24 protein-coding genes and 2 tRNA genes are annotated in these 24,672 nt (G+C 66.1%); 15 read left to right on the forward strand and 11 right to left on the reverse strand.

Annotated features, from left to right (window positions below; genetic code table 11):
- Positions 1 to 8: 8 nt before the first annotated feature.
- From ASE69_RS12065 to ASE69_RS12075, 3 genes are all read right to left on the reverse strand, one after another.
- Positions 9 to 491, reverse strand: coding sequence for a nuclear transport factor 2 family protein (locus ASE69_RS12065; RefSeq protein WP_056486775.1), 483 nt, complete (start codon positions 489 to 491; stop codon positions 9 to 11).
- Positions 492 to 495: 4 nt separating this feature from the next.
- Positions 496 to 2,097: a carboxyl transferase domain-containing protein gene (locus ASE69_RS12070; protein WP_056486778.1), complete on the reverse strand. Its 1,602-nt coding sequence runs from the start codon at positions 2,095 to 2,097 to the stop codon at positions 496 to 498.
- Positions 2,098 to 2,245: 148 nt separating this feature from the next.
- Positions 2,246 to 3,412, reverse strand: coding sequence for an isovaleryl-CoA dehydrogenase (locus tag ASE69_RS12075; RefSeq protein WP_056486781.1), 1,167 nt, complete (start codon positions 3,410 to 3,412; stop codon positions 2,246 to 2,248).
- A 108-nt stretch (positions 3,413 to 3,520) separates the two neighbouring features.
- Here ASE69_RS12075 and ASE69_RS12080 point away from each other — a divergent pair, with 108 nt between their 5' ends.
- Positions 3,521 to 4,414 (forward strand): LysR family transcriptional regulator, encoded by an 894-nt coding sequence (locus ASE69_RS12080; protein WP_056486784.1) that lies wholly within the window; start codon positions 3,521 to 3,523, stop codon positions 4,412 to 4,414.
- Positions 4,415 to 4,457: 43 nt separating this feature from the next.
- On the opposite strand, the gene ASE69_RS12085 is transcribed toward ASE69_RS12080, so the two are convergent.
- Positions 4,458 to 4,533 (reverse strand) — tRNA-Ala (locus ASE69_RS12085).
- A 96-nt stretch (positions 4,534 to 4,629) separates the two neighbouring features.
- Positions 4,630 to 4,956, reverse strand: a complete 327-nt coding sequence (locus tag ASE69_RS12090; RefSeq protein WP_031395784.1) for a TIGR02300 family protein — start codon at positions 4,954 to 4,956, stop codon at positions 4,630 to 4,632.
- Positions 4,957 to 5,055: 99 nt separating this feature from the next.
- On the opposite strand from ASE69_RS12090, the gene aroA reads away from it, so the two are divergent.
- Together aroA and cmk are read left to right on the forward strand one after the other, a co-directional pair.
- Positions 5,056 to 6,390 (forward strand): 3-phosphoshikimate 1-carboxyvinyltransferase, encoded by a 1,335-nt coding sequence (gene aroA / locus ASE69_RS12095; protein WP_056486787.1) that lies wholly within the window; start codon positions 5,056 to 5,058, stop codon positions 6,388 to 6,390.
- A gap of 1 nt (position 6,391) precedes the next feature.
- Positions 6,392 to 7,027, forward strand: a complete 636-nt coding sequence (gene cmk / locus ASE69_RS12100; RefSeq protein WP_056486788.1) for a (d)CMP kinase — start codon at positions 6,392 to 6,394, stop codon at positions 7,025 to 7,027.
- Between the two features lie 311 nt (positions 7,028 to 7,338).
- Here the strand turns inward: cmk and ASE69_RS12105 are convergent, their stop codons facing one another.
- Positions 7,339 to 7,596: a SemiSWEET family transporter gene (locus ASE69_RS12105; RefSeq protein WP_056486791.1), complete on the reverse strand. Its 258-nt coding sequence runs from the start codon at positions 7,594 to 7,596 to the stop codon at positions 7,339 to 7,341.
- A 277-nt stretch (positions 7,597 to 7,873) separates the two neighbouring features.
- Here ASE69_RS12105 and rpsA point away from each other — a divergent pair, with 277 nt between their 5' ends.
- The 3 genes from rpsA to ASE69_RS12120 all read left to right on the forward strand — a co-directional run bounded on the left by rpsA (position 7,874) and on the right by ASE69_RS12120 (position 10,230).
- Positions 7,874 to 9,592 (forward strand): 30S ribosomal protein S1, encoded by a 1,719-nt coding sequence (gene rpsA, locus ASE69_RS12110; protein ID WP_056060414.1) that lies wholly within the window; start codon positions 7,874 to 7,876, stop codon positions 9,590 to 9,592.
- Between the two features lie 175 nt (positions 9,593 to 9,767).
- Positions 9,768 to 10,046 (forward strand): integration host factor subunit beta, encoded by a 279-nt coding sequence (locus ASE69_RS12115; RefSeq protein WP_056060417.1) that lies wholly within the window; start codon positions 9,768 to 9,770, stop codon positions 10,044 to 10,046.
- Positions 10,047 to 10,146: 100 nt separating this feature from the next.
- Positions 10,147 to 10,230: transfer RNA gene (locus ASE69_RS12120), tRNA-Leu, on the forward strand.
- 33 nt (positions 10,231 to 10,263) lie between these two features.
- On the opposite strand, the gene ASE69_RS12125 is transcribed toward ASE69_RS12120, so the two are convergent.
- The 3 genes from ASE69_RS12125 to ASE69_RS12135 are packed head-to-tail and all read right to left on the reverse strand — an operon-like array spanning position 10,264 to position 12,997.
- Positions 10,264 to 11,316, reverse strand: coding sequence for a patatin-like phospholipase family protein (locus ASE69_RS12125; RefSeq protein ID WP_056486793.1), 1,053 nt, complete (start codon positions 11,314 to 11,316; stop codon positions 10,264 to 10,266).
- The gene (locus ASE69_RS12130) at positions 11,313 to 12,326 is read right to left on the reverse strand and encodes an SDR family oxidoreductase (RefSeq protein ID WP_056486796.1); all 1,014 of its coding nucleotides are present in this window, start codon (positions 12,324 to 12,326) and stop codon (positions 11,313 to 11,315) included. The genes ASE69_RS12125 and ASE69_RS12130 overlap by 4 nt, the downstream gene beginning before the upstream one ends.
- Before the next feature lie 5 nt (positions 12,327 to 12,331).
- The gene (locus ASE69_RS12135) at positions 12,332 to 12,997 is read right to left on the reverse strand and encodes an HAD family hydrolase (protein WP_162236881.1); all 666 of its coding nucleotides are present in this window, start codon (positions 12,995 to 12,997) and stop codon (positions 12,332 to 12,334) included.
- A 548-nt stretch (positions 12,998 to 13,545) separates the two neighbouring features.
- Here ASE69_RS12135 and ASE69_RS12140 point away from each other — a divergent pair.
- The 4 genes from ASE69_RS12140 (at position 13,546) to ASE69_RS12155 (ending at position 16,179) form a co-directional block, all read left to right on the forward strand.
- Positions 13,546 to 14,718 (forward strand): zinc-dependent alcohol dehydrogenase, encoded by a 1,173-nt coding sequence (locus ASE69_RS12140; RefSeq protein WP_056486803.1) that lies wholly within the window; start codon positions 13,546 to 13,548, stop codon positions 14,716 to 14,718.
- 77 nt (positions 14,719 to 14,795) lie between these two features.
- On the forward strand, positions 14,796 to 15,260 hold the full coding sequence (locus tag ASE69_RS22585; RefSeq protein WP_200924164.1) for a hypothetical protein: 465 nt from the start codon (positions 14,796 to 14,798) through the stop codon (positions 15,258 to 15,260).
- Positions 15,261 to 15,343: 83 nt separating this feature from the next.
- Positions 15,344 to 15,853 carry a ferritin-like domain-containing protein gene (locus tag ASE69_RS12150; protein ID WP_056486806.1) on the forward strand — a complete coding sequence of 170 codons (510 nt, stop codon included), beginning with the start codon at positions 15,344 to 15,346 and terminating at the stop codon, positions 15,851 to 15,853.
- 74 nt (positions 15,854 to 15,927) lie between these two features.
- On the forward strand, positions 15,928 to 16,179 hold the full coding sequence (locus ASE69_RS12155) for a hypothetical protein (protein ID WP_056486809.1): 252 nt from the start codon (positions 15,928 to 15,930) through the stop codon (positions 16,177 to 16,179).
- A gap of 48 nt (positions 16,180 to 16,227) precedes the next feature.
- Here the strand turns inward: ASE69_RS12155 and ASE69_RS12160 are convergent, their stop codons facing one another.
- The gene (locus tag ASE69_RS12160) at positions 16,228 to 18,327 is read right to left on the reverse strand and encodes a phosphocholine-specific phospholipase C (protein ID WP_056486812.1); all 2,100 of its coding nucleotides are present in this window, start codon (positions 18,325 to 18,327) and stop codon (positions 16,228 to 16,230) included.
- A 349-nt stretch (positions 18,328 to 18,676) separates the two neighbouring features.
- Between ASE69_RS12160 and ASE69_RS12165 the strand changes: the two genes are divergently transcribed.
- The 5 genes from ASE69_RS12165 to ASE69_RS12185 all read left to right on the forward strand — a co-directional run bounded on the left by ASE69_RS12165 (position 18,677) and on the right by ASE69_RS12185 (position 23,045).
- Entirely contained in the window at positions 18,677 to 20,113 is a 1,437-nt protein-coding gene (locus ASE69_RS12165) for an NAD-dependent succinate-semialdehyde dehydrogenase (protein ID WP_056487090.1), read from the forward strand.
- A gap of 169 nt (positions 20,114 to 20,282) precedes the next feature.
- Positions 20,283 to 20,573 carry an I78 family peptidase inhibitor gene (locus ASE69_RS22430; protein ID WP_056486814.1) on the forward strand — a complete coding sequence of 97 codons (291 nt, stop codon included), beginning with the start codon at positions 20,283 to 20,285 and terminating at the stop codon, positions 20,571 to 20,573.
- On the forward strand, positions 20,566 to 20,958 hold the full coding sequence (locus ASE69_RS12175; protein WP_056486817.1) for a hypothetical protein: 393 nt from the start codon (positions 20,566 to 20,568) through the stop codon (positions 20,956 to 20,958). Before ASE69_RS22430 ends, ASE69_RS12175 begins: the two co-directional genes overlap by 8 nt.
- A gap of 78 nt (positions 20,959 to 21,036) precedes the next feature.
- Positions 21,037 to 22,614: an ABC transporter substrate-binding protein gene (locus tag ASE69_RS12180; protein ID WP_082453084.1), complete on the forward strand. Its 1,578-nt coding sequence runs from the start codon at positions 21,037 to 21,039 to the stop codon at positions 22,612 to 22,614.
- Between the two features lie 5 nt (positions 22,615 to 22,619).
- Positions 22,620 to 23,045 carry a DUF4112 domain-containing protein gene (locus ASE69_RS12185; protein WP_056486824.1) on the forward strand — a complete coding sequence of 142 codons (426 nt, stop codon included), beginning with the start codon at positions 22,620 to 22,622 and terminating at the stop codon, positions 23,043 to 23,045.
- A 132-nt stretch (positions 23,046 to 23,177) separates the two neighbouring features.
- Here the strand turns inward: ASE69_RS12185 and ASE69_RS12190 are convergent, their stop codons facing one another.
- On the reverse strand, positions 23,178 to 24,632 hold the full coding sequence (locus ASE69_RS12190; RefSeq protein ID WP_235518602.1) for a L,D-transpeptidase family protein: 1,455 nt from the start codon (positions 24,630 to 24,632) through the stop codon (positions 23,178 to 23,180).
- Positions 24,633 to 24,672 lie beyond the last annotated feature (40 nt).

Consider the following 24,672-nt stretch of genomic DNA (forward strand, 5'->3'; position numbering starts at 1 on the left):
AGGCCATGTCAGTTCACGCAGCCGGTGGTGCGCTTCGACCAAGTCAGGTTGGCGATCTTCCAGCGGCCGGCTTCGCGGACCATGTCGAAATGGTCGGTGCCGCAATGCGAGACCTTGCCGTCGATCGTGAAGACGTAGGGCGACCAGACCATCGCGATGTCGCCGTCGATGTCGACCGCGGGATCGGTGAGGCGCTCGACGTAGCGTTCGGAGCCGGGCCTGATCGATGCGGCGAAGTCGGGCCAGCTGGTGCGGCGGACCGAACGCGTCCCGTCTGGCTTTTCCTCGGCGACGGTGGCGCTGCCGTCGGGGCGGACCTGGGCGAGGATCGCCTGGCCGTCGCGGGCGGCGAGCGCGACGAGGAGCGCATCGATCGGAACCATGACGCCCGCCTCTTCGGTCATAGCCGCAGGCGGCAGGCCGGTGCCTTTGACGATCGGCTGGACCGGGGTGATCTGTCCGGCGGCGAGGAGAAGTGACAGCAGGATCATCGGGTTACATCCTGAACACGCCGAACGCGGGGCGTTCGGGGATGGGAGCGTTGAGCGTCGCGGCGAAGGCCAGGCCCAGCACGTCTCGCGTTTGGGCGGGATCGATGATGCCGTCGTCCCAGAGGCGCGCGGTGGCGTACCAGGGGTTGCCCTCGTTCTCGTATTTCTGCCGGACCGGGGCCTTGAAGGCTTCGGCTTGTTCGGGCGTCCAGCTTTCCGCGTCGCGGTGGACGGTGGCGAGGACGGATGCCGCCTGTTCGCCGCCCATCACGCTGATCCGGCTGTTGGGCCAGGTGAACAGGAAGCGTGGCGAATAGGCGCGGCCGCACATCCCGTAATTGCCCGCGCCGAAGCTGCCGCCGATCAGCACGGTGATCTTCGGGACGGTCGCGGTGGCGACGGCCGTGACGAGCTTGGCGCCGTGCTTGGCGATGCCCTCCGCCTCGTATTTGCCGCCGACCATGAAGCCGGAGATGTTCTGGAGGAACAGCAGCGGGATACGGCGCTGGCAGGCGAGCTCGATGAAGTGCGCGCCCTTCTGCGCGCTCTCGCTGAACAGCACGCCGTTATTGGCGAGGATCGCGACCGGGATGCCCCAGATATGCGCGAACCCGCAGACGAGCGACGTGCCGTAGAGCGCCTTGAACTCGTGGAACTCGCTGCCGTCGACGAGGCGCGCGATGACTTCGTGGACGTCGTAGGGCGCGCGGACGTCGCTGGGGACGATGCCGTACAGGTCTTCGGGCGCGAACTTCGGCGGCCTGGGCTGCTGGAGGTTCACCGCGGTCTGCGCCTGCGGTTGCAGCGTCGAGACGATGTCGCGGACGATCGTCAGCGCGTGTTCGTCGTTCTCGGCGACGTGATCGACCACGCCCGAGCGGCGGCCATGCGTGTCGGCACCGCCCAGTTCCTCGGCCGAGATGACCTCGCCGGTCGCGGCCTTTACGAGGGGTGGGCCGGCGAGGAAGATCGTCCCCTGCCCGCGGACGATGATCGTCTCGTCGGACATTGCGGGGACGTACGCGCCGCCGGCGGTGCAGCTGCCCATGACGCAGGCGATCTGCGGGATCCCGAGCGCCGACATCTGCGCTTGGTTGAAGAAGATGCGGCCGAAGTGATCGCGGTCGGGGAACACCTCCGCCTGATGCGGCAAGTTCGCGCCCCCGCTATCGACGAGGTAGATGCAGGGGAGCCGGTTTTCCTGCGCGATCTCCTGCGCGCGGAGGTGTTTCTTGACGGTGAGCGGGTAGTAGGTGCCGCCCTTCACGGTCGCGTCGTTGCAGACGATCATGCACTGGCGACCGGACACGCGGCCGATGCCGATGATCAGGCCGGCGCCGGGGACTTCGTTATCGTAGAGGCCGTTGGCGACGAGCTGGCCGATTTCGAGGAACGGCGAGCCGGGGTCGAGCAGGCGTTCGACACGGTCGCGCGGGAGGAGCTTGCCGCGCGACGTGTGGCGCTCGCGGGACTTGGCCGAGCCACCTTGAGCCGCATCCGCCACGATGCAGCGCAGGCGGGCGGCAAGCTCTTCGTTATGTGCAGCGTTGGCGCGGAAGGTCTCGCTGTCAGAGGACAGCGCGGAGGTCAGGACGGGCGCGGTCATGCCAATCCTCCCCGGCACGGGGAGGGGGACCGTTCGTCCGCTTGGGCGAAGGGTGGAGGGGGGCTTCCGCCGGCGTTGCGTGCGGGGCGAGCCCCCTCCACCGCTACGCGGTCCCCCTCCCCGTTCCGGGGAGGATTTGCGGTGGCCATTACTGTGCCACCTTGGGAGCTGCCCCGATGAGTTCTCTGCCGATCAACATCCGGCGAATCTCGTTCGTCCCAGCGCCGATGTCGAGCAACTTCGCGTCGCGCATGAACCGCTCGACCGGCCAGTCCTTGGTGTACCCTGCCCCACCCAGCGCCTGGATCGATTCGAGCGACACCTTCACCGCGCTCTCGCTCGCCAGCAGGATCGCGCCCGCCGCGTCGAACCGCGTCGTCTTGCCCGCATCGCACGACTTCGCCACCGCATAGACGTACGCGCGCGCCGAACTCAGCGCGACGTACATGTCGGCGACCTTGGCCTGGATCAGCTGGAACTGGCCGATCGCCGTCCCGAACTGCTTCCGCTCGCGCACATAGGGGATCACGACATCGAGGCACGCCTGCATGATGCCGAGCTGAATCCCGGCCAGCACCGCGCGCTCATAGTCGAGGCCCGACATCAGCACGCCGACGCCGCCATTCTCCGGGCCCATGACGTTTTCGAACGGGACCTCGCAATCAGTGAAGACGAGCTCCGCCGTGGGAGACCCACGCATACCCATCTTGTCGATCTTCTGGCCGATCGCGAAGCCGGGCATGTCCTTCTCGATCAGGAACGCGGTGATCCCGCGCGAGCCCTCGCCGGTCTTCGCATAGACGACCAAAGTGTCGGCATAGGCCGCGTTGGTGATCCAGAACTTCGTGCCGTTGAGGACGTAGCCGGTGTCGGTCTTCACCGCCTTGAGCTTCATCGAGACGACGTCGGAGCCCGCGCCCGCCTCGGACATGGCCAAGCTTCCGACGTGCTCGCCCGACACGAGCTTGGGCAGATACTTCGCCTTCTGCTCAGGGCTGCCCCAGCGGCGGATCTGGTTGACGCACAGGTTCGAATGCGCGCCGTAGCTCAAGCCGATCGACGCGGATGCGCGAGAGACTTCCTCGACCGCGACGACGTGTTCGAGATAGCCGAGGCCGAGGCCGCCATATTCTTCCTCGACGGTGATCCCGTGCAACCCGAGTTCGCCCATCGCCGGCCACAGCTCGCGCGGGAACCAGTCGTCGGCGTCGATCTTCGCGGCCAGCGGCGCGATCTTGTCGGTGGCGAAGCGGTGCGTGCTCTCGCGGATCATGTCTGCGGATTCGCCGAGCGCGAAATCGAAATCGGGTATCATGCAGCCTCTCCAGACCTTGTGTTGCGACGATGATACTCGGTCGCGGTCCCTATGAGAAATTGATACGACCGAACACATGCGATAGACGCCGTCTATGGTCGTACCGCTATGATCGAACGCTATGTGTTGCGCTACTTCCTGGCGGTCGTCGACCAGGGCAATTTCACGCGCGCCGCCGCGCAGTGCCGGATCTCGCAACCAACGCTGTCGGTCGGGATCGCCAAGCTGGAGGCGTCGCTCGGGCAGACGCTGTTCCTGCGGACCAACCGGCGGATCGAACTCACCCCATCGGGTACGCGGTTCGCGGTGCATGCGCGCCGGATCGAAGCCGAGTTCGCCGCCGCCGAGCGGGATTTGCAAGACACCGCTCCGACCAAGCTCGTCCGCCTCGGGATCGCGACGACGTTGCCGCCGTCCTGGATAGCAGCCTCGTTGGACCGAGCGCGACGCGCCTCCACCACCGAACGCCTAGAAGTCGTCGAGGGACGGAGCAGCGAACTCGTCGCGCTGCTCGATCGCGGGCGGATCGACGTGATGCTCGGCGCGATCGGCGACGATGCGCGCGGTCGCGTGCTGTTCGAGGAAGGATTCGCGGTCGCGGTGGCGAGCGACCACCGACTGGCCGGACGCGCCACGCTCGCGGTCGCCGACGTCGCGGAGGAAACGATGATCGTCCGCCGCCACTGCGAAGCGCTCGCCGAAACAAGCCGCTTCTTCACCGCCCGCAGCGTGCGGCCCTTCATGGCCGCCCGCACCGTCAGCGACGACCGCGCACTGACCTATGTTCGTGCAGGGCTCGGGATGACGGTCATGCCGCTCAGTTTTGCCAGCGAGGGCATCGCGATGATTCGGTTGACGGGCTTCGATCCGACACGGCGCGTAGGCGTGCTGGTGGCGAACGATTCCGCTTCGCGGATCGAGGGAAGCGCCGTGGTCGCGGCGATCGAGGAGACGTTCAGGGACCTGCACGCGGCCGCAACCGGTACCGACGATCTCATCTGACGCTGTGTAAAAGCTGTCCCGGCGGACCGGTCATCAACGGAAATGGTGGAGCCGAGGGGGATCGAACCCCTGACCTTTCGCATGCCATGCGAACGCTCTCCCAGCTGAGCTACGGCCCCATTCCCGTTGGAAGGCGGGTCACTAACCGGACCCGCCCGGGTTGGCAAGCGGCGTAAATGCCGCCTGCCAAATTTATTCCACGCGTCGCTTGTAGATCAGCGCTCGTGCTCGTCCTGCGGCGTCTCGACGCCGAGGTCGTCGTCGCCGCCGAGATCGACTTCGTCGTCCGCCGACGGCTCTTCGTCCTCGCCGGTGATCGAGGCGATGTCCTCTTCCTCGTCACCCTCGAGATCCGCGTCGGGCTTCTTGGTGTCGGGCTTGGCGACCTCGAACGGCAGCGGCTGCTTCGACTTCAAGATGGGCTCGGGCTCCCACGCATACCCGCATTCGATGCAGGTCACGGGGTCGGCTTTTTCGAGGTCGTAGAAACGCGTCGCGCATTTCGGGCACGAACGCTTCGTGCCCCATTCCGGCTTGATCATGCCGATAGAACCTTTCGGATGAATGGATTGCGGGGGGATACCCTCGCAAAGTGGGCGCGCCTTGCCATAGCGCAAGGCCACTGTCAAAAGCCCGGCCCCATGGCACACCCCCTCCCCACTTCGATGGACGTTGTCGCACGCGGTCCTTTGACCGGTTCGATCGCGGTCCCCGGCGACAAGTCGATCAGCCACCGCGCGTTGATGTTCGCGAGCTTAGCTGTCGGCACCAGCCGGATCGAGGGGCTGCTGGAGGGTGAGGACGTGCTTGCCACCGCGGCGGCGATGCGGGCGATGGGCGCGACGATCGAGCGCGGCGAAGATGGTATCTGGACCGTGGACGGCGTGGGCGTCGGTGGACTGCTTCAGCCCGAGACGGCGCTGGAGATGGGCAATTCCGGGACGTCGACGCGGTTGCTGATGGGGCTGGTGTCGAGCCATCCGATCACCTGCACCTTTACAGGTGACGCATCGCTGTCGGGGCGGCCGATGGGACGGGTGATCGAGCCGCTGTCGCAGATGGGGGCGGACATTACGTCCTCTCCTGGCGGGCGGCTGCCGTTGATGGTGCGCGGGATGTGTCCGGCGGTGCCGATCGAATACACGCTGCCGGTCGCGTCGGCGCAGGTGAAGTCGGCGATCCTGCTGGCGGGGCTCAACACGCCGGGGATCACGCGGGTCATCGAGCCGGTCGCGACGCGCGATCATAGCGAGCGGATGCTGACCGGGTTCGGCGCGAAGCTGACCGTCGAGGAAACCGAGGCCGGGCGGATCATCTCGATCGCCGGCGAAGCGGACCTCAAGCCGCAGGATATCGTCGTGCCGGGCGATCCGTCGTCGTCGGCATTCTGGCTGGTCGCCGCGTCGATCGTGCCGGGGTCGGATATCGTCGTGCGCAATGTCGGGCTGAACCCGACGCGGATCGGGATCGTCACGGCTTTGCGGATGATGGGCGCGGATATTACCGAGCTGGACCCGCGCATCGTCGGTGGCGAGCCGGTCGCGGACCTGCGCGTCCGGCATGCCCCGCTGACCGCGATCGAAGTGCCGGCCGATCTCGCGCCGAGCATGATCGACGAATATCCGGTGCTGTTCGTCGCCGCCGCCTTCGCGACCGGCACGACCGTCGCGCGCGGCGCGCATGAGTTGCGCGTCAAGGAATCGGACCGGATCACGACGATGCGGATCGCGCTCGAAGCCTGCGGCGTGGCTTGCGAGGAGTATGAAGACGGCATGGCGATCACCGGGTCGGGCGGCGCGGCGATTCGCGGCGGCGCTCGGATCGCCTCGAAACTCGACCACCGCATCGCAATGAGCATGGTCGTGGCTGGACTTGGCGCGCTTGAGCCCGTCACGATCGATGATGTATCGCCGGTGGCGACGAGCTATCCCGTGTTCTTCCGGTCGCTCGACGCGCTTACCGGCCGGGGGAATTAAGATGATCATCGCAGTCGACGGTCCGGCGGCATCGGGCAAGGGCACGATCGCGCGCGCCTTGGCCAAGCATTACAAGCTGCCGTATCTCGATACCGGGCTGCTCTACCGCGCGGTCGCGTTGAGCGTGGCGCGGATGGGGCTCGATCCGGAGACGGAGGCCGACGCGGTCGCGGCGTGCGATTTCAGCGATGCGCTGCTCAGCGATCCGGCGTTGCGTGATGACGATATCGGCGCGCTGGCGTCCGTGGTGTCGGCGCATCCGCTGGTCCGCGCGGCGTTGCTGCACCGGCAGAAGCGGTTTGCGGCGCAGGAGGGTGGCGCGATTCTCGACGGGCGCGACATCGGGACGGTGATCGCGCCGGATGCGGATGCGAAGCTGTTCGTGAAGGCTACGCCGAATATCCGCGCGCAGCGGCGGCATGCGGAGTTGCAGGCTCGCGGCGGGACGGCGAGCAAGGATCGCGTGCTGGCGGATATCCGGGCTCGGGATGCTCGGGATAGCGGGCGGTCGACCGCGCCGCTGGTGATGGCGGCGGATGCTGCGTTGCTGGATACGAGCTTTTTGTCGATCGAGGCTTCGGTGCAGCGGGCGGTTGCGTTGGTTGAGGCGCAGCGGGCGAAGAAGGTTTCGGTTTAGGTCTTTCGCCCATTCCTGTTGGCCCCACCCCGGCGAAGGCCGGGGCCCAATTGGAACGTCAGCAGTAACGAAGCGCAGTCCTCAGTTGGCATCGTCCCCCAATTGGGCCCCGGCCTTCGCCGGGGTGGTTGCTCTGTTGGCAACGGAAGCGCGTCTTCTTCTCGCTCCCCTCCCTGGAAGGGAGGGGTTGGGGGTGGGTCGGCCAGCTTGCGCCACCCCAGATCGTCTATGCGGAGGCCGACCCACCCCCTGGCCCTCCCTTCTAGGGAGGGGGGATTGGCGGCACTCTCCTCCAAGGGGGATCAGTGGACCTAAAGCGCAGTAACCAGCGCAACCGCCCCGAACACCACCCCCGGAAAGTTCGCCACGACGATCGGCCAGTCCCGCTTGTCCTTCAGAAACCCATACCCGACCCACAGCGCGCAATTCACCATCGTCGCGAACGGCTGGACCACCGATCCTTTCTGACCCGCAAGGTTCAGCATGATCTGGTCGATGTACGACAGGTACATCACGATCGCCGTCACGGTGGCGACCCAGCCCAGCACGAGAATGCCGCGTTCGTTCAAATCTTCGCTCCTGTTGTGAGCGGCCCCTAACGAAGCAGCGGCGAACTTGCTCCGAGACGGGGTTTCGGCTATACGGAACCGTCCGGCGAGCGATGCTCGTGGAGGAAGGCGCGGAGACCCTCGAGTCTCACGCGCCGTTTTCGCATTCAGCGTCTACGTCCTCCGCTGCCTCGTGTCGTCCGGATGCCGCGTTCGACGTTCGGTCGTCGCGGCAACGAAGGCCAAGACCAGCGGACCCAACCGCTTGGCCGGAAACAGACTAGGATTACTGAATTCTATGGCAACCCAGGTAATGCCGACCCGCGACGATTTCGCGGCGATGCTGAACGAAACGCTCGGCGACGCCGACAGCTTCGAGGGCCGCGTGGTGCATGGCACCGTGACCGGCATCGAGAACGACATGGCCGTCATCGACGTCGGTCTGAAGTCGGAAGGCCGCGTGCCGCTTCGCGAATTCGCAGCGCCGGGCCAGAAGGCTGACCTCAAGGTCGGCGACGAAGTCGAAGTCTATGTCGACCGCGTCGAGAACGTCCACGGCGAAGCGATGCTCAGCCGTGATCGCGCCCGTCGCGAAGCCGCATGGGACAAGCTGGAAACCGAATTCTCCAAGACGACCCGCGTCGAAGGCGTGATCTTCGGCCGCGTGAAGGGTGGCTTCACCGTCGACCTGAACGGCGCCGTCGCGTTCCTGCCCGGTTCGCAGGTCGATATCCGCCCCGTGCGCGATGTCACCCCGCTGATGGACATCCCCCAGCCGTTCCAGATCCTGAAGATGGACCGCAAGCGCGGCAACATCGTCGTGTCGCGTCGCGCCGTTCTCGAAGAGACGCGCGCAGAGCAGCGTTCGGGCCTGATCCTCAGCCTGGCCGAGGGCCAGATCATCGACGGCGTCGTCAAGAACATCACCGATTACGGTGCGTTCGTTGATCTCGGCGGCATTGATGGCCTGCTCCACGTTACCGATCTCAGCTACAAGCGCGTCGGTCACCCGAGCGAAGTCCTGAACATCGGCGACACCGTCAAGGTGCAGATCATCCGCATCAACAAGGACACCCAGCGCATCAGCCTCGGCATGAAGCAGCTGGAGAGCGATCCCTGGGATGGCGCGATGGTCAAGTACCCGGTCGGCGCGAAGCTCACCGGCCGCGTCACGAACATCACCGAATATGGTGCGTTCGTCGAGCTGGAAGCGGGCATCGAAGGCCTCGTCCACGTGTCGGAAATGTCCTGGACCAAGAAGAACGTCCATCCGGGCAAGATCGTGTCGACCTCGCAGGAAGTCGACGTCATGGTCCTCGAAGTCGATTCCGAGAAGCGTCGCATCTCGCTCGGCCTCAAGCAGGCTCAGGCCAATCCTTGGGAGGCATTCGCTGCCGCTCATCCGATCGGTTCGACCGTCGAAGGCGAAGTCAAGAACGCGACCGAGTTCGGTCTGTTCATCGGCCTCGACAACGACGTCGACGGCATGGTCCACATGTCCGACATCGCCTGGGGTGTTTCGGGCGAGGACGCGCTCAACCTGCATCGCAAGGGTGAGACCGTCGAGGCCGTCGTGCTCGACATCGACGCCGAGAAGGAGCGCATCTCGCTCGGCATGAAGCAGCTCGAGCGCGGCGGGCCATCGGCCGGCGGCATCGCAGCAGCAGGCGACAAGCTGAACAAGAACGCGATCGTTACCGTGACCGTTCTCGAAGTCCGCGATGCGGGCCTCGAAGTGCAGCAGGGCGACGATGGCGCGACCGGCTTCATCAAGCGCACGGATCTGGGTCGCGATCGCGACGAGCAGCGTCCGGAGCGTTTCCAGGTCGGCCAGAAGTTCGACGCGATGGTCACCGGCTTCGATCGTTCGAAGAAGCCGACCTTCTCGATCAAGGCCATGCAGATCTCGGAAGAGAAGCAGGCTGTCGCTCAGTACGGTTCGTCGGACTCGGGCGCGACTCTGGGCAACATCCTGGGCGAGGCTCTCAAGGCCCGCACGGATGCCGAGAAGAAGTAAGTGTTAAGAAAAGCCTAACGGCTTATCGATGAAAACGCCCGGCATGTCTCGAACATGTCGGGCTTTTTATTGTCAGATCCACTTTGGTTTTTGACTGTTCGGTAATAAGTGCTAATGCCTCGCAGGTTGACCTGTATCAATCTGTACGCGTTTTTTTAGATGGGCGGGGGCTCGAATGATCCGATCTGAACTGGTCCTTAAGATCGCCGAGGCGCATCCGGACCTACAGCCTAACGAAGTGGAGCTGATCGTCAGCACCTTCTTCGACGAGATATCCAAGCGATTGGCCGCCGACGGTCGAGTCGAACTGCGCGGTTTCGGTGCATTCTCTACGCGTGCGCGCGATGCGCGGACCGGCCGCAACCCGCGTACCGGCGAAGTCGTCGAGGTCGAGGCCAAGCGCGTGCCCTATTTCAAGCCGGGCAAGGAAATGCGCTCACGCCTGAACGTGTGAGCGGTACCACTGCGCGGGACCGTAGACAGTCGAAGAATATGCTGCCGGCCTGGCAAGATGGGTTGACGCTGCGCGCGACCTCGTCTTGTTGGGCGCGTGTGCGGACGTGGCGAAACCGGTAGACGCAGGAGACTTAAAATCTCCCTCCCTAGGAGTGCGGGTTCGAGTCCCGCCGTCCGCACCAATCCTGTATATCTCACCGAACCTGCCTGACCGCTCAACGGCTGGCGCCGCCGGGTTGCCGGCAATCGAGCGTGGCGATGTTGAAGCCAGGAACGCCGATCGCCAACGTTCCGGCCTTTACCCCCTCGACGGCCAGCATCCCTGCGCGACGGCCTGCCGACCAGCGCTGTTCGATCGTGGGGCCTGAAAAGTCGAGCGCCTTGCCGGCGACTTCATCGGCCTGCTCGGTATAGGCGAGTCGGACCAGAGACAGCGCAAAGTCCTGGCGGCCGGCGTGCGCGGCTTGCCACCGTTCGATCGTGCGGCGGGATTGCGCGGCGAAGATCAGGTCCTGCATGCGGCTCGTCGCCTCGCCCAATGTCGTCGGGCGGGGACCGTGGAGCGGCAACAGGTCGACTGCGATGCAGAGTGTCGGTCGCGGTGGCGGATCGCTGAGGACCGGGTCGAGCGGCAGGTTTGCGGACAGGCCGCCGTCGACCAGCCAGCGGCCGTCGATCTCCACTGGGAGGAACGCGACCGGCAGTGCGGCGCTGGCACGGACATGATCGGGTCCGACCTGCATCGCGGCGCTGTCGAAGACGACGTCGTCTCCGGTTTCGAGATCGACCGCAGTTGCGGTGTAGCGGCACGGGCCCACATTGAGGCGCTCGAAGTCGACCAGCGTTTCCAGCGTCGTGGCGAGCTGGTTGGTTTCGAAGATCGACGGCTGGCTGTCGGTCCATGGTGCCAAGGCGGAGAGCATGGGGCCGAAGATGCCGGGTCGACCGAGCGTTGCGGACCAGCCGACAGCGTTCGTCCGGCGGCTGGTTTCGAGGGCACTCAACCAAGGGAGCGCCGCGGCGCCAGACGGTGCGGGTCGCCAGAACGTTCGCAACGTCTCGATCCGGCGATCGGGAGCGGAGCCGGCGATCAAGGCTCCGTTGATCGCGCCGATCGAGGCGCCGATAATCCAGTCGGGCTGGAGGCCGTGCGCGTGCAGCGCCTCGTAGACGCCGGCTTCGAATGCGCCGAGCGCGTTGCCGCCGCTGAGGACGAGCACGACGTCGAAATCACGCGCGGCCCCTGCCCGTTCGGCGTCCGGTGTCACCGGCTGGTATCCTTCGGCCGGCTCAGGGCAACCGCGATCCCGGCCCCGACGACACCGAGCAACAGAATGGCGGGATGGAGTTTCTGGGCCGGCAAGACGGTGCTCGACTTGCGCGCGTGGACGTCCTGGCTTCCGCGCAATGCATCGACGCGCGGCTCATAGAGGTTGTCGCGGCGTGTCGGGTCGCCGGGATCTTCCGGCTTCTGCTGCGCGACGGTGCCGAGCAGTTCCATGATCTTGTCGCTCAACCGTGGCGCGGCGCGCGATAGGAGCGAGGACAACAGCCCCCCGCCCCCCGCATACAGTGTGCGTCGCGGGGTCTCGCAGGCGAACAACACCGCGTCGGCGACGACCGAGGGTGCGTAGAGCGGCGGCGGCAGGCGTGGTGGCTGGTCCATGAAGTTGCGCGCATGCTCGGGGAATGGCGTGTCGATCGCGCCGGGCTTGATCAGCGTCACCGAGATCGCGGCCCCCTCCTGCTCCAATTCCATCCGCAGCGTGTCGGTCAGCGCCTGCACCGCATGCTTGGTCGCGCAATACGGGCCCTGCTCGACGATCGCGCGGTCGCTGAGGATCGAGCCGATGTTGATTATCGCCCCGCCACGCGCTCGCAGATGTCGCGCGGCAACGAGCGAGCCGTGCAGCACGCCGAAATAATTGACGTCGAATACCCGGCGGTGATCGGCGACCGGGACCTGCTCGAGCGTGCCGTAGGTCCCGGTGCCGGCGTTGTTGACCCAGCTGTCGAACCCGCCGAACGCTTCGACCGCGACGGCGGCGACGCGCTCGACCGCGGCCATGTCGCTGACGTCCGCGGCGCAGATCGCGATGCGTCCGCCATCGGCGGACAGGCGATCGCGGAGTGCCTCGAGCGCCACTTCGTTCCGCGCGGTCGCGGCGACGGCCGCACCGCGGCGCACGGCTTCCTCGACTATGGCGAGACCGTTGCCGCTGGTTGCGCCGGTGACGACGATGACCTGATCGCGGAGGGGTTTCAGGGTAATGGCCATGCCGATCAGCGTCCCAGTGGCGAGGTTGCGTAGCCGGCGAGCAAGGCCGCAACGTCGTCGTAGATCGCGATCGCGCCTGCCGCGTGCAGTTGCTCGTCCTTGAACTTGCCCGATCGGACCGCGACCGCGGCGATCCCACATTTGGCCGCTGCCTCGATGTCATAAGGCGTGTCGCCGACGACGATCACCTCGGCGGGATCGATTCCCGGGAGCTTCTTCAGCGCTGTCGCGAAGATGTCGGGGGCGGGCTTGGTCTTCTCGACGTCGTCGCTGCTCGTCGTCGCGGCGATCAGGTCGCGTGCGTCGAGCAGGTCTATGTAATGGTCGAGTTCTGCCTCGGAGGCGGACGATGCCAGTACGACCTGCTGCCCGAGACCATGCGCGTGCGCCAGCAGGTCGTGCGCATGCGCGAACGGCTTGGCGGTCTCCAGGTATTTCGCCTTGAAGATCGCGCCGTGCGTGTCGCCGAGCTTTTCCTGCCGATCCTCGTCCGCGTCGGGCAGCAGAGTCGGCACGAGCATGTCGGTCCCCTTGCCGATCTGGTCGTGAATCACCTGTCGGTCGAACGACGCGCCGACGGTCGCGAACGCCTCCTCCCACGCGAGGACGTGCATGTCGTTGGTGTCGACCAGCGTGCCGTCGATATCGAAGAGAATGGCTTTGATCTGCATGAGGCTATCCCGGATCTGAAATCGTGCACCCGCCCGTCGGAACGCCGCAGCGCCGTGCAAGGCGTGGCGGGCGAACGGCGTCGGCAGACTGCGATAGCGTCCTAACGGTCCACATTCCGAATTGGCCCCGGCATCCGCAAACTTGGTAGGGCAATCGCCGTCGCGCAGAGGAAGCCGCAGCATCAATGTCGCAACCGCAACGATGTCGCAGAGCGATCGAGCTCGACAAGTCCTTACGATCTATGGACTTTCATTGCGGCATCTCGATTTAGCTTAAGTTCTTCGATATTGATCACAATCAACATGAAATTTTAACTGCGGATATTGGCGTGACGCAGGAACGATGACGCCGCTTTGATCGCTATACTCCCCAGGATATGTTCACGCTGACGGCGGCGACGCGGAAACGTCGCGGCCGAGACTTCGTGGCGACACTGCATAGTGCTGATGATGATCAGGCGGCGTTTTCGCCATCGCCGAGTCATGTCTGACGCGATGTCGTGTCGTGCGTGGGCACTAGGCTGCAATTCTATGACGGAGATCTTCTGATGCGCGCACTTGTTTGGCATGGAAAAGGCGATGTTCGGGTCGATACTGTTGCAGATCCCGAGATCAAGCATCCGCGCGATGCGATCATCAAGGTTACGGCCTGCGCGATCTGTGGGTCCGATCTTCATCTGCTCGACGGATACCAGCCGACGATGCAGGCGGGCGACATCCTGGGTCATGAGAACATGGGCGTCGTCGTCGCACTTGGCTCCGAAGTCACCAATCTGAAGATCGGCGACCGCGTCGTGGTGCCGTTCACGATCAGCTGCGGCGATTGCTTCTTCTGTCGCAAGGGACTGTTCTCGGCGTGCGAGCGGACCAATCCGAACGCCGAGATGGCGATCAAGGCGATGGGCCATTCGCCCGCTGGCCTGTTCGGGTTCAGCCACATGCTGGGCGGTTATTGCGGCGGCCAGGCCGAGTATCTGCGGGTGCCGATGGCCGATATCGGTCCGATCAAGGTGCCCGACAGCGTCACCGACGAGCAGGCGCTGTTCCTGTCCGACATTTTCCCGACCGGCTACATGGCTGCCGAGAACGCGCAGATCGAACCAGGCGATACCGTCGCGATCTGGGGCTGCGGTCCGGTCGGCCAGTTCGCGATCCGCTCGGCGCTGATGCTCGGCGCGGGCCGCGTGATCGCGATCGACGAGGTGCCCGAGCGTCTGGCGATGGCCGAGGCCGGTGGTGCCGAGACGATCAACTTCGCCGAGGTCGACAGCGTTTATGACGAGCTCCAGTTCCGCACCAAGGGCCGTGGCCCCGACAGCTGCATCGACGCGGTCGGTGCCGAGGCTTCGGGTCATGGCGCGATGGATGCGGTGATCGACAAGGTGAAGGCGGCGACGTTCCTCGCCACCGACCGCGTCCACGTGTTGCGTGAGGCGATCATGAGCTGCCGGATGGGTGGCACGGTGTCGATCCCCGGCGTCTATGTCGGGATGGGCGACAAGATCCCGATCGGCGCAATGATGAACAAGGGGCTGACGATCAAGACGGGCCAGACCCACGTCCAGGCCTATACCAAGCCGCTGCTCGCGCGGATCGAGGCGGGAGACATCGACCCGAGCTTCGTCGTCACGCACCCGGCCAGCCTCGAGGATGCGCCCGAAATGTACCAGAAGTTCCGCGACAAGCAGGACGGCGTCATCAAGGTCGTGCTTCGGCCGTAACCCCTTCCCGGCCCGGTCCGCTCTCGATGAGCGGACCGGGCCGGTTTTTGATCCGCTACATTCAGAAGGACGTACCGATGAGTGACAAGGTTCATACCCCCGTTCCCGGCAATCCAGCGAGCAAGGGCGCACCGGACGGCGTTTCGGACTCGCCCCACGGCAAGGACGGCGCCGACGTTCACGGTCGCAGCGAAGGCGGCGAAAGTGGCGGCGGGTCCTATCCCAACCCGCATGCCGGCAAGACCGAGACGAACACCGGTTTCATGGCGCATGGCGGCCAGACCGACATCGCCTATCACGGCGGCGGTCAGGCTGGCGAAGACGGCGGCAGCGCGGCTAACGGCGTCGCAGGCTCGGACGGCGGTGACCGCACGACGATCGCCGCCGACCCGGATGCCGACCGCGAACCGCATGCGATCTCGGCCGAAGGTCACACGATCGAGGTCGTCGAGACGTCAGGCATCGCCGAAGCCGAGGCCAACGGCAAGATCGGCACCGATGCGGACTATGAGGACGAGCAGAAGCAGCCCGGCGCCGGCTGAGGTCGCCGCGCTTCGATCCGCGTTTCCCAAGTTTCAAAACCAGTCGCCGCGCATTCCGCCGGTGAGCCCATAAGGATGATCCCATGTCTGCACCCGAAGATCTCCAGGAAATCTACACCGACGAGCTGAAGGATCTGTGGTCCGCGAACGACCAGATGAAGAAGGTCCTCAAGAAGATCACGTCGAAGGCGAGCGATGCTTCGCTGAAGGACATGCTGACCAAGTCGCAGGCGGACATCGAGACGCATACCGACCTGCTCAAGGACCTGATCGCGTCGAACGACGAGAAGGGCTCGAAGGAGCATTGCAAGGGCATGGAAGGCCTGGTCGCCGAAGCCACCAAGCACGTCCTCGAGGAAGGTCCCGAAAAGGGTCCGCTACTCGATGTGATGATCATCGCGCAGTATCAGCGGATGACGCATTACGGGATCGCCGGGTTCGGCACGGCGACGGCGTACGCCAAGGCGCTGGGTCTCAAGGACGATCACAAGAAGCTTAGCGCGGCCACCAAGGACATCTATGGTGGCGACGAATATATGACGAAGCTCGCCGAGACGACCGTCAACATCGACGCCGAAGACGAAGACGAATGACGTCGAATGCCCGCCGGCATGCAGTCGGCGGGCATCCGCATCCCATACATTGCCGGACGGAAGAGACGAGATCCATGACGACCTATCCGCTGAGTGAGCCAGCCACGATCTACCGCACCGACACATCAGGTGGGGAGCGGAAGAGCGTTGCGCGCGGGTCCTTGGCCGACTGTGCCGACATCCTCGCTGGTTGGTCGTCGGAGGATCGCGCTACGGTCGAGATCGAGGTGGACGACATGGCACTGCGCTATGGATCGGACGAGATCGAGGAGCTTCTCCAGTTCCTTCGCGAGGAAGACGCCGATCGGAAGTCCGTCGCCGGATGACGCGTTAGCGGCTGTGCGGTCTTATTGGCCTCGGTGGACCGACCAGGTCTACACGTGCGCGTCAGGCGGAAATGGATCGCTGCACGTGATCCGGCCCGGCGCATCGACGCGGCCGGACACGCGACGCCGAAATCGGGGAGCCGTCGCCGTGGTCACCGTGACGTCGTACCAGCCGAAACTGTCGCGGAGAGGCCAGCGATAGCGTGTTTCGGCCAATGGTATCACCTTGGGCAGCATACCGATCGCCGCAACGCTCGCCACCAGACCATGATCGCGATGGCTGCCGGGCAGTCGCAGAACGAGATCGTCCGCGGTGGTGATCCACTGCATCCGGTACAGGTGCGCTGGATCGTTTCCGCTGCCGGCGAAATGGCGGTGGAAGCCGTTCGGGCCGAGCACCCACAGATCGTAAAGGCCCGCGTCGTCGAACGGCCACCGCCCGTCCAACGCGTGTCCGGGTTCGACGGTGAAGCGGCGCGGCGCTTGGGCCAGGTCGGTGCGGTCGTAAACGTGGAACACCGCCGCCTGCGTCCCTTCCGCAGTGAAGCGTAGATGGAGCGCGCGATCGGCGATCCTCTCGCTTACGGCCAAGGCATAGGGCAGCGGACGAGCGCAGCGGATGCCGGGTTCCTGCCATGGGTGCAGCGACCCGACTGGCGCCTGGGGGCTTATCTGCTTGGGGATCGCCGCGGCCCGGACGGCATCGGGCCGTGGATCGGGCATCGCGGCGAACGGTGCAGGGTCGGCGGCGGTGAAGTCGAACGCGGACGTCAGGTCGCCGCAGACCGCGCGGCGCCACGGTGCGATGTTGGGTTCGTGAAAGTCGAACCGGCGTTCGAGGAAGCGGATCACCGAGGTGTGATCGAACACCTGCGAGTTGACCCACCCGCCCCGGCTCCACGGCGAGACGACGTACATCGGCACGCGCGGGCCCAGCCCATACGCCCGGCCGCGATAGGCAGGAAGATCGAGCGCGGCATCGCTTTTGCTCGGGTGGAGGTGATAGCTGCCATCGCAATCGACCGTCGAGCCGCCGAGCAGCGTGCCGTCGGCGGCGTGCGAGGGGGGCGCCGGCGGCGGGACGTGATCGAAGAAGCCGTCATTCTCGTCGAACATCACGAGCAGCACGGTTCGCGCCCAGACCTTGGGGTCGGCGGTCAGCGCGTCGAGTACGTCGGCGATATAGGCGGCGCCTTGCGCGGGGCTCGATGGGCCGGGATGCTCGGAGCCTTTCGCGGTGGCGATGACGTACGACACTTGCGGCAGTCGCCCGGCGAGAACGTCGGTGCGCAAGACGTCGAGCCCGCGGGTCGTCAGCGCGCGCTCTCGTAATGCGGCATCCCCACCACCCTGGTGCGCATCGCGGAACGCGGCGAAGCCGACCAGCGGGTTGTCGGTGAAATTATCGGCCATGTCCTGGTAGATGCGCCAGTCGACACCCTTCGCTTGCAACCGCTCGACCACCGTCGTCCAGCGATACGGATCGGCAGCGCCGCCGTCCGCGGGAAAACTGTCGTGCGAATTGCCGATTGCAGGACCGCCCAGCGTGCCGCCGGGATCGTTGGTGCCGCTCCACAGGAACAGGCGGTTTGTGTTGGTCCCGGTCTGGACCGAGCAATGATACGCGTCGCAGACGGTGAACGCCTCCGCGAGCGCGAACTGGAACGGGATGTCCTCGCGTCGATAATGCCCCATCGCGCGCTGGCTCTTGGCTTCGGGCCAGTGCGCCATCCGCCCGTCGTCCCAGCCGCGTTGCGCATCGGGCCAGCTATGCGGCGTGCCCTCCATCCGCATCAAATCGAAATTCGTCCGCGTGGCGAGGTGGAACGGCAGGACCGTCCTAGCGCCGCCGGGGGCGGTTCGATCGCTCTGGTACCAGACCGGCGCCGGCTTCGTCGCGTCGGCCTCCGACGGGACGGGGATCGGCAACCGGTCCGCAAACCCGCGGACGCCGCGCAGCGACCCGAAATAATGATCGAAGCCGCGATTTTCCTGCATCAGTATGACGACGTGCTCGACGTCCATGATCGAGCCCGTCTTCACGTCGGGTGCGATCGCCGCCGCCCGCGCGATCGCCGCGGGAAACGTGGACAGCGTCGCACCGGACAGGCCGGCGGCGAGCAGCGTACGACGAGAAACTTCTGTCATGGCCACGATCCGAATGATGAACGTGCACGATCCGCAAAAGCGTGGGATCGCACAAGATACTGCGGGCCTGCTCCGTATGCCCGATGCGTGTCATGTACGTGACACGAGGCCTCGCGCGGGGCGGGGCGTCCGCACCGATGATAGGCGCGACGATCGCATCGCTCCGGTTGAGCCTGCGGACACGCTGCCATATGCTGCGGTCGCCGTGCCGGGCGACCCCGGCATTTCGCTCGATCGATCCGGCGATTGCCACGTACGATCCCTCGATCGCGCCTTGGGTCTTACCGCGGCGACGATCGACGACGACATGACGGTTCAGCCGGACGCGACGCCAACAACGGAGACGATTATGACCACCGCCTATGACACCAAGCTCGGGCTCTACATCGCCGGCGAATGGCTGAGCGGCGACGGTCGCGAGACTCGCGACGTGCTGAACCCGGCGACCGGTGCGGGACAGGCGGCGTTGCCGCTCGCCAATGCCGCCGACCTCGATCGTGCGCTGGAGGCGGCGCAGCGCGGCTTTATCGCATGGCGTGCGACCCCGCCGGAAAAGCGTGCCGCGATCCTGGTCCGGACCGCGCAGCTGCTGCGCGAACGCGGCGATCACATCGCGCGTATCGCAACGCTCGAGCAGGGCAAGATTCAGGCCGAGGCGAAGGGCGAGGTCGCGTTTGCCGCCGCGCTGCTCGATTTCCACGCCGCCGAGGGCCTGCGCGTCTATGGCCGCGTGCTGCCCCGCCCATCGGGTACGCGGAGCCTGGTCCTGCACCAGCCGGTCGGCCCGGTGGCGGCGTTCTGCGCGTGGAACTTCCCGATCATGAACGTCGTGCGCAAGATCGCGCCGGCAGTCGCGGCCGGCTGCTCGATCATCATCAAGCCGTCCGAGGAGACCGCGGGTAGCGCGGTCGAGGTCATGCGCTGCTTCCAGGACGCCGGACTGCCCGGCGACGTCGCGCAGTGCGTGTTCGGGGTCCCCGACATGGTGTCGCGCCACCTGCTCGCCTCGCCGATCACGCGGAAACTGAGCTTCACCGGGTCGGTGCCGGTCGGCAAGGCGCTGATGAAGCTGGCCGCCGATACGATGATGCGGACGACGATGGAGCTGGGTGGACACGGCCCGGTGCTGGTGTTCGACGATTGCGATCTGGAGAAGACGCTCGATACGCTGGTCGCGCACAAGTTTCGCAACGCGGGCCAGGTCTGCGTCGCGCCGACGCGCTTCCACGTACAGGATGGCATCTACGACCGGTTTGCCGCCGGTTTTGCCGAGCGGACGCGCGCGCTGAAGATCGGCGACGGCATGGATGCGGCGAGCCAGATGGGCCCGATGGCCAACGCCCGCCGTCCCGATGCAATCGCCGAGCTGGTCGGCGACGCGACGGGGCACGGCGCCAAGCTGCTCGCGGGCGGCGACTATGGCGGCCAGGGCGGTTTCTTCTTCCAGCCGACCGTGCTGGCCGACGTCCCCCTGTCGGCGCGCGCGATGAACGAGGAGCCGTTCGGCCCGGTCGCCCTGCTCAGCCGGTTCGCGACGGACGAGGACGCGGTGACCGAAGCCAACCGCCTGCCGTTCGGGCTGGCGGCGTATTGCTTCACCGAGAATGGCCGTCGCCAGAACATGCTCGGCGACGCGATCGAGGCGGGGATGATCGCGATCAACAACGTCCGGCTGAGCTATCCCGACAGCCCGTTCGGCGGCGTGAAGGAGAGCGGGCATGGTTCCGAGGACGGTCCAGAGGGCATTGCCGCGCATCTGGTCACGAAGGCCGTGCATATCAGCTGACCACGCGGTGCAAGGCCTTCCGCGGACGGTCGGCCTTACGCTCCGTCGCACTGGATTTCGGGAAACGCCCCCCCGCCCGTTCGATCAAGGCTATTCGTCGTCGGCACCGTCTACCGTTCAGGTTCGGCGCGCTAATCAGGGCGCGGCTTACGGTGACGGGGAGGTGACGATGACGACGATCAAGGGAAGCATGCTGGTGTCGATGCTTGGGCTGGCGTGCCTCGGAGCCTGCGCCTCGACCGGCACGAACGACCGGGCGAGGACGGGACTATGCCGCCCCGATGCCGCCGCGGCGCTCGCCGGGCAGACCGCGCCTGACGACACGGATATTCTTCGCCGGACGGGGAGCGCCGTGGTCCGTCGGCTCGCACCCGGCGATCCGATGACGCGCGATTACCGGCAGGAGCGCGTGACCGTCATCGTCGCGGACGGCCGGGTGGTCTCCGCGTCCTGTGGTTGAGCGTGGAGCCTGGCTGCTGGCGGCAATCCTGGCATTAGCCGGGACGTTCATCACGGGTTGTACGGCGCATGTCCCGGTCGAAGGTCCGATAGCGCTTGGGCAGACCGCGTTCGTCGACGGACCGAAGGTGCGCGCGGACCGGGTCATCGAAGACAGTCGCTGCCCCGTCGGTGTGCAGTGCGTCTGGGCGGGGCGGCTCGTGGTACGCGCGACCGTCATGGGCGGCGGCTGGTCCAGGCAGATCGATCTGACGCTCGGCATGCCCGTCAACGTCGCGGACGGCGCGCTGACCCTGGTCGCGGCCAGTCCGGCGCGGCGAGTGGATGCTCGTCCCGCAAACGACAGAGCCTATCGCTTCACCTTCGCATTTCGAGGCGGCCGGTAACGTTGCGAGGCGTTTATCGGGTGGTACGCGGTGCCCTCTGCGTTGCCCCGCGGGACGTCCGGGCCTACACCGTCGACGATGCTGACGTCGACGATCCACCAGATTCTTGTGCTGCGATCGGATTCACGCGGTCGACCCGGTTTGCGACTAGGTGCTGAACGCAGACGACGCTCGCGGCTTACGGCAAGCGTCGCGCTATTCGCCGGGTGCGCGGTGCTGGCCGCGTGCGATCGGCGGCCGGATACCGGCGCGGTGGTGGTCAGCGCGATCGGCGGGGTCCCGCATGTCGCCGATGCCAGCCGCGTCGCACTCGACACTCCTGCCCGCCTGCTGATGGATTCGACCGCGCAGGGGCTGGTGCGGTTCGATGCCGCGGGACAGATCGAGCCGGGGATCGCCGAGCGCTGGATCGTGATCGACGGCGGGATGAGCTACATCTTCCGCCTGCGCGAGGGCGACTGGGGCGATGGTACGCCGGTGACCGCCGAACAGGTGGTGACGATGCTCCGGCGACAGATTGGCGGCCCCGATACTGCACGGGCAGCGGCGGGCGCGCGCAATCCGCTCGCGCCGTTCCTGACCGCGATCGACGAGATCGTCGTGATGACGCCGCAGGTGATCGAGGTGCGGCTGTCGCGGCCCCGCCCCGACCTGCTGAAGCTGTTCGCGCAACCCGAACTCGCGTTGCTGCGGCTGCGTCCGACCGGCGGGACCGGGCCGTTCCGCGTGGCACATCGCGGTCGTGCACCGTTGCTGCGCCCGGCGTTCGATCCCGGCCAAGCCGATCCCGACGACCAGCGCGAGGCAAAGCCGCAGGAGGACGTCCGGCTGATCGGCGAGCGTGCGGCGCGGGCGATCGCCCGGTTCGCCAATCGCGACTCCGATCTGGTGAGCGGCGGCAGCTTCGTCGACTGGCCGTTGCTGGCGGCGACCAGTATCGCGCCGGCGAACATCCGCGTCGATCCAGCGGTGGGGCTGTTCGGCCTGGCGATCGTCCGGCGCGACGGGTTCCTGGCCGATGCCGCCAACCGCGCCGCCGTGTCGCAGGCGATCGATCGGTCGGCGGTGACGGGGGCGGTCGCGCCGAACTGGGACGCGGCGGACCGCATCCTGCCCGATATCCTCGACTCCGCCTCGCTGCCGCAGGTGCCGGCATGGACACTGCTGACGCAGGACGAACGTCGCGCTGCCGCGCGCCAGCGGGTTGCAGGCTGGAAACAGCAGAGTCCGGGTCCGATCGAACTGCGGGTCGCGCTGCCCACCGGGCCGGGGGCGACATTGCTATATGCGCAGGTCGCGGCATCGCTGATGGCAATCGGGATCGTCCCCCGGCGAGTCGGGATCGACGACGCCGCGGAACTGAAGCTGGTCGATGCGGTCGCGCCCTATGACAGCGCGCGCTGGTATCTGGCGGCGGCCTGCGTCGCATGTGGCGATGCGGCGCGGACGGCACTGGAGGCGGCGCGCGAGGCTCCGACGTTGGCCGAACGCGGCGCCAGGATAGCCGCCGCCGATGCCGCGATGAACGAGGACGTGGCGTTCATCCCGCTGGCGCGGCCCTTGCGTTGGTCGCTGGTCTCCCCACGCCTCAGCCAGTGGCAGGCGAACACCCGCGCGTGGCACCCGTTGAACCGGTTGCGCGCCGATACCAACTAGGGTCCATGAACCCGCGCACCACCCGCATCGCCCCCGGCGAAATCTTCCAGACGCTGCCGTTCGGCACGGACGCGCTGTCGGTACGCCGCCGCGTCGAGGCGATGGAGCGCGTGATGGAGGGGTTGTTCGTCATCCCCGGCACCAACCGCAAGGTCGGCATGGACGTCGTGCTCGACCTCATCCCGTTCGCCGGCAGCACGATCGCGGCGGCGGTCGGCGCGTGGATGGCATGGGAAGCGCGCAACATCGGCATGTCGAAGATCCAGATGGCGCGGATGTTCGGCAATGTCGGGATCGACTGGGCGTTCGGTATGATCCCGTTCGTCGGCGCGATCCCCGATTTCTTCTTCCGCTCGAACACGCGCAATTTGCGGATCATCAAGCGTCACCTCGACAAGCATTATCCATCGACGACGACGCTTCAGGGGTAACCGGCTACAAAACAGTCATTCCCGCGCAGGCGAGAACCCATACTGGCTAGCCTTTCCAATGATCTCGAATGTCATCCAATATGGGTCCCCGCCTGCGCGGGGATGACGATACTTAGCGACTCAGAGTAGTCGTTACGGCCCGACGTCGGCATCGCGTGCCGCCGGCTTGTAGCTCGCACTCGTTCCAAGCCCCAGCGCGACCGCGACGCGGTCGTTCCAGCCATAGGGGTCGGCGCGGATCACAGGCTCGCCGGCGTCGTCGAACAGCACGGTCTGGTACAACAGACGCACCGGGATCTCCTTCGGCAATTTGACGAACGTCTCCTTGCCGGTCGCGCGAGCGGCGTGCCACTGATCGGTCACGCCCTCGTCCTTCGCGAGCAGTTCGGCGAACCCGAGCGCATCCTCGACGCGGACGCAGCCATGACTGCGCTGGCGCTGGACCTCGGCGAACAGCTGTTTCGCAGGCGTGTCGTGCAGGTAGATCGCGTGCTCGTTGGACATGTCGAACTTGACGAGGCCGAGCGAGTTCTTCGGCCCCGATTGCTGGACCAGCCAGCCATTCTTCCACGCGAGGTTGTTGGCGCGCAGATACCCGGCGCCCTTGCCGGCCATCTCCTTCTTCTCGACCGAGCGCGGCACCGTCCAGGTCGGATTGGCGACGAGGCGGAAAATCGGCGACCCGAGCTGCGGCGTTTCCTTGTCGGGTTCGCCGACCACGACCTTGCGACTGTCGACCAACTTGCCGTCGCGCCAATAGCTCAACCGTGCCGCCGCGAGATTGACGTCGATCCGCGTCGTCGGCGCGTTGCGATCGAGCCACCGGAGCCGCTCCATGTTGACCGCGATCGCGCGCGCCCGGTCTGCGTCGGACAAGTTGAGGATGCCGAGCGCCGCGCTGCCGATCATGCCGTCGGGCTTGATCCCGTAGTCCGCCTGCATCTTCTTGATCGCGAGGATCATTGCCGGGGTCAGGCGATCGCCTTGCGCGGCCCCCTTGTCGAGATAATCGAACACAACGAGCTGGTGCGCGATCGCAGGGACCCGCGGATCGGCTTCGCCCGGCGTGATCGGCTTGCCCGTGTCGGGGATCGCGGACGCCGGCGTCTGCTCCCATTTCGGCGTCGCGAGATAGGCCTTCGATAGGCGCGCGTAATTCTCGTCCTGCGGTGCCAGTCCGGCGAGCCACTTGCCAATGTCGCCCGCTTGGAGCGCCGCGGCGAGGCCACGGCCGAGATCGACCTGCGGGCGCGGTACGGTGTAGACGTCGAACAACTTGGTCGGATCGGTCGCGCCCTGCGACAGCGCCTTGCCATATGCCAGCGCAGCCTTGGTCAACGCGTCGTCGCCGGCACCGGGCTGCGCGCTCGCATCGAAGCTCATCCGGTCGAGGCCGTGAGCGCCGCGCGCCGCGATCGCCTTACGCAACTGCCCGGCGGTGGTCGTGGTCCACCCGGTCGACGCAGCCGCCGGAGCCGCCGCCGCCGCGGGCTGCTGCGTGTTCGAGGCGGTCGTCGTCTTCACCTCGCACGCCGAGAGTGCACACGTCATCGCCAGCAGCGATGCACCGATCAAACCTAGACGCACCAGCAATTCCCCCACAATCTGGACATACAACGCTCGGGTG

This window comes from Sphingomonas sp. Leaf208 (assembly GCF_001421415.1).
Taxonomy (GTDB): Bacteria; Pseudomonadota; Alphaproteobacteria; order Sphingomonadales; family Sphingomonadaceae; genus Sphingomonas.

Bases quoted from the DNA above. Each gene is read 5' to 3' on its own strand.
- ASE69_RS12070 (WP_056486778.1), bottom strand. From the start codon at position 2,097: ATGACCGCGCCCGTCCTGACCTCCGCGCTGTCCTCTGACAGCGAGACC.
- ASE69_RS12135 (WP_162236881.1), bottom strand. From the start codon at position 12,997: ATGCAGATCAAAGCCATTCTCTTCGATATCGACGGCACGCTGGTCGAC.
- ASE69_RS12075 (WP_056486781.1), bottom strand. From the start codon at position 3,412: ATGATACCCGATTTCGATTTCGCGCTCGGCGAATCCGCAGACATGATC.
- aroA (WP_056486787.1), top strand. From the start codon at position 5,056: ATGGCACACCCCCTCCCCACTTCGATGGACGTTGTCGCACGCGGTCCT.
- ASE69_RS12115 (WP_056060417.1), top strand. From the start codon at position 9,768: ATGATCCGATCTGAACTGGTCCTTAAGATCGCCGAGGCGCATCCGGAC.
- ASE69_RS22430 (WP_056486814.1), top strand. From the start codon at position 20,283: ATGACGACGATCAAGGGAAGCATGCTGGTGTCGATGCTTGGGCTGGCG.
- ASE69_RS12165 (WP_056487090.1), top strand. From the start codon at position 18,677: ATGACCACCGCCTATGACACCAAGCTCGGGCTCTACATCGCCGGCGAA.
- rpsA (WP_056060414.1), top strand. From the start codon at position 7,874: ATGGCAACCCAGGTAATGCCGACCCGCGACGATTTCGCGGCGATGCTG.
- ASE69_RS12080 (WP_056486784.1), top strand. From the start codon at position 3,521: ATGATCGAACGCTATGTGTTGCGCTACTTCCTGGCGGTCGTCGACCAG.
- ASE69_RS12130 (WP_056486796.1), bottom strand. From the start codon at position 12,326: ATGGCCATTACCCTGAAACCCCTCCGCGATCAGGTCATCGTCGTCACC.
- cmk (WP_056486788.1), top strand. From the start codon at position 6,392: ATGATCATCGCAGTCGACGGTCCGGCGGCATCGGGCAAGGGCACGATC.
- ASE69_RS12140 (WP_056486803.1), top strand. From the start codon at position 13,546: ATGCGCGCACTTGTTTGGCATGGAAAAGGCGATGTTCGGGTCGATACT.
- ASE69_RS12065 (WP_056486775.1), bottom strand. From the start codon at position 491: ATGATCCTGCTGTCACTTCTCCTCGCCGCCGGACAGATCACCCCGGTC.
- ASE69_RS12090 (WP_031395784.1), bottom strand. From the start codon at position 4,956: ATGATCAAGCCGGAATGGGGCACGAAGCGTTCGTGCCCGAAATGCGCG.
- ASE69_RS22585 (WP_200924164.1), top strand. From the start codon at position 14,796: ATGAGTGACAAGGTTCATACCCCCGTTCCCGGCAATCCAGCGAGCAAG.
- ASE69_RS12155 (WP_056486809.1), top strand. From the start codon at position 15,928: ATGACGACCTATCCGCTGAGTGAGCCAGCCACGATCTACCGCACCGAC.
- ASE69_RS12180 (WP_082453084.1), top strand. From the start codon at position 21,037: ATGCTGACGTCGACGATCCACCAGATTCTTGTGCTGCGATCGGATTCA.
- ASE69_RS12185 (WP_056486824.1), top strand. From the start codon at position 22,620: ATGAACCCGCGCACCACCCGCATCGCCCCCGGCGAAATCTTCCAGACG.
- ASE69_RS12150 (WP_056486806.1), top strand. From the start codon at position 15,344: ATGTCTGCACCCGAAGATCTCCAGGAAATCTACACCGACGAGCTGAAG.
- ASE69_RS12160 (WP_056486812.1), bottom strand. From the start codon at position 18,327: ATGACAGAAGTTTCTCGTCGTACGCTGCTCGCCGCCGGCCTGTCCGGT.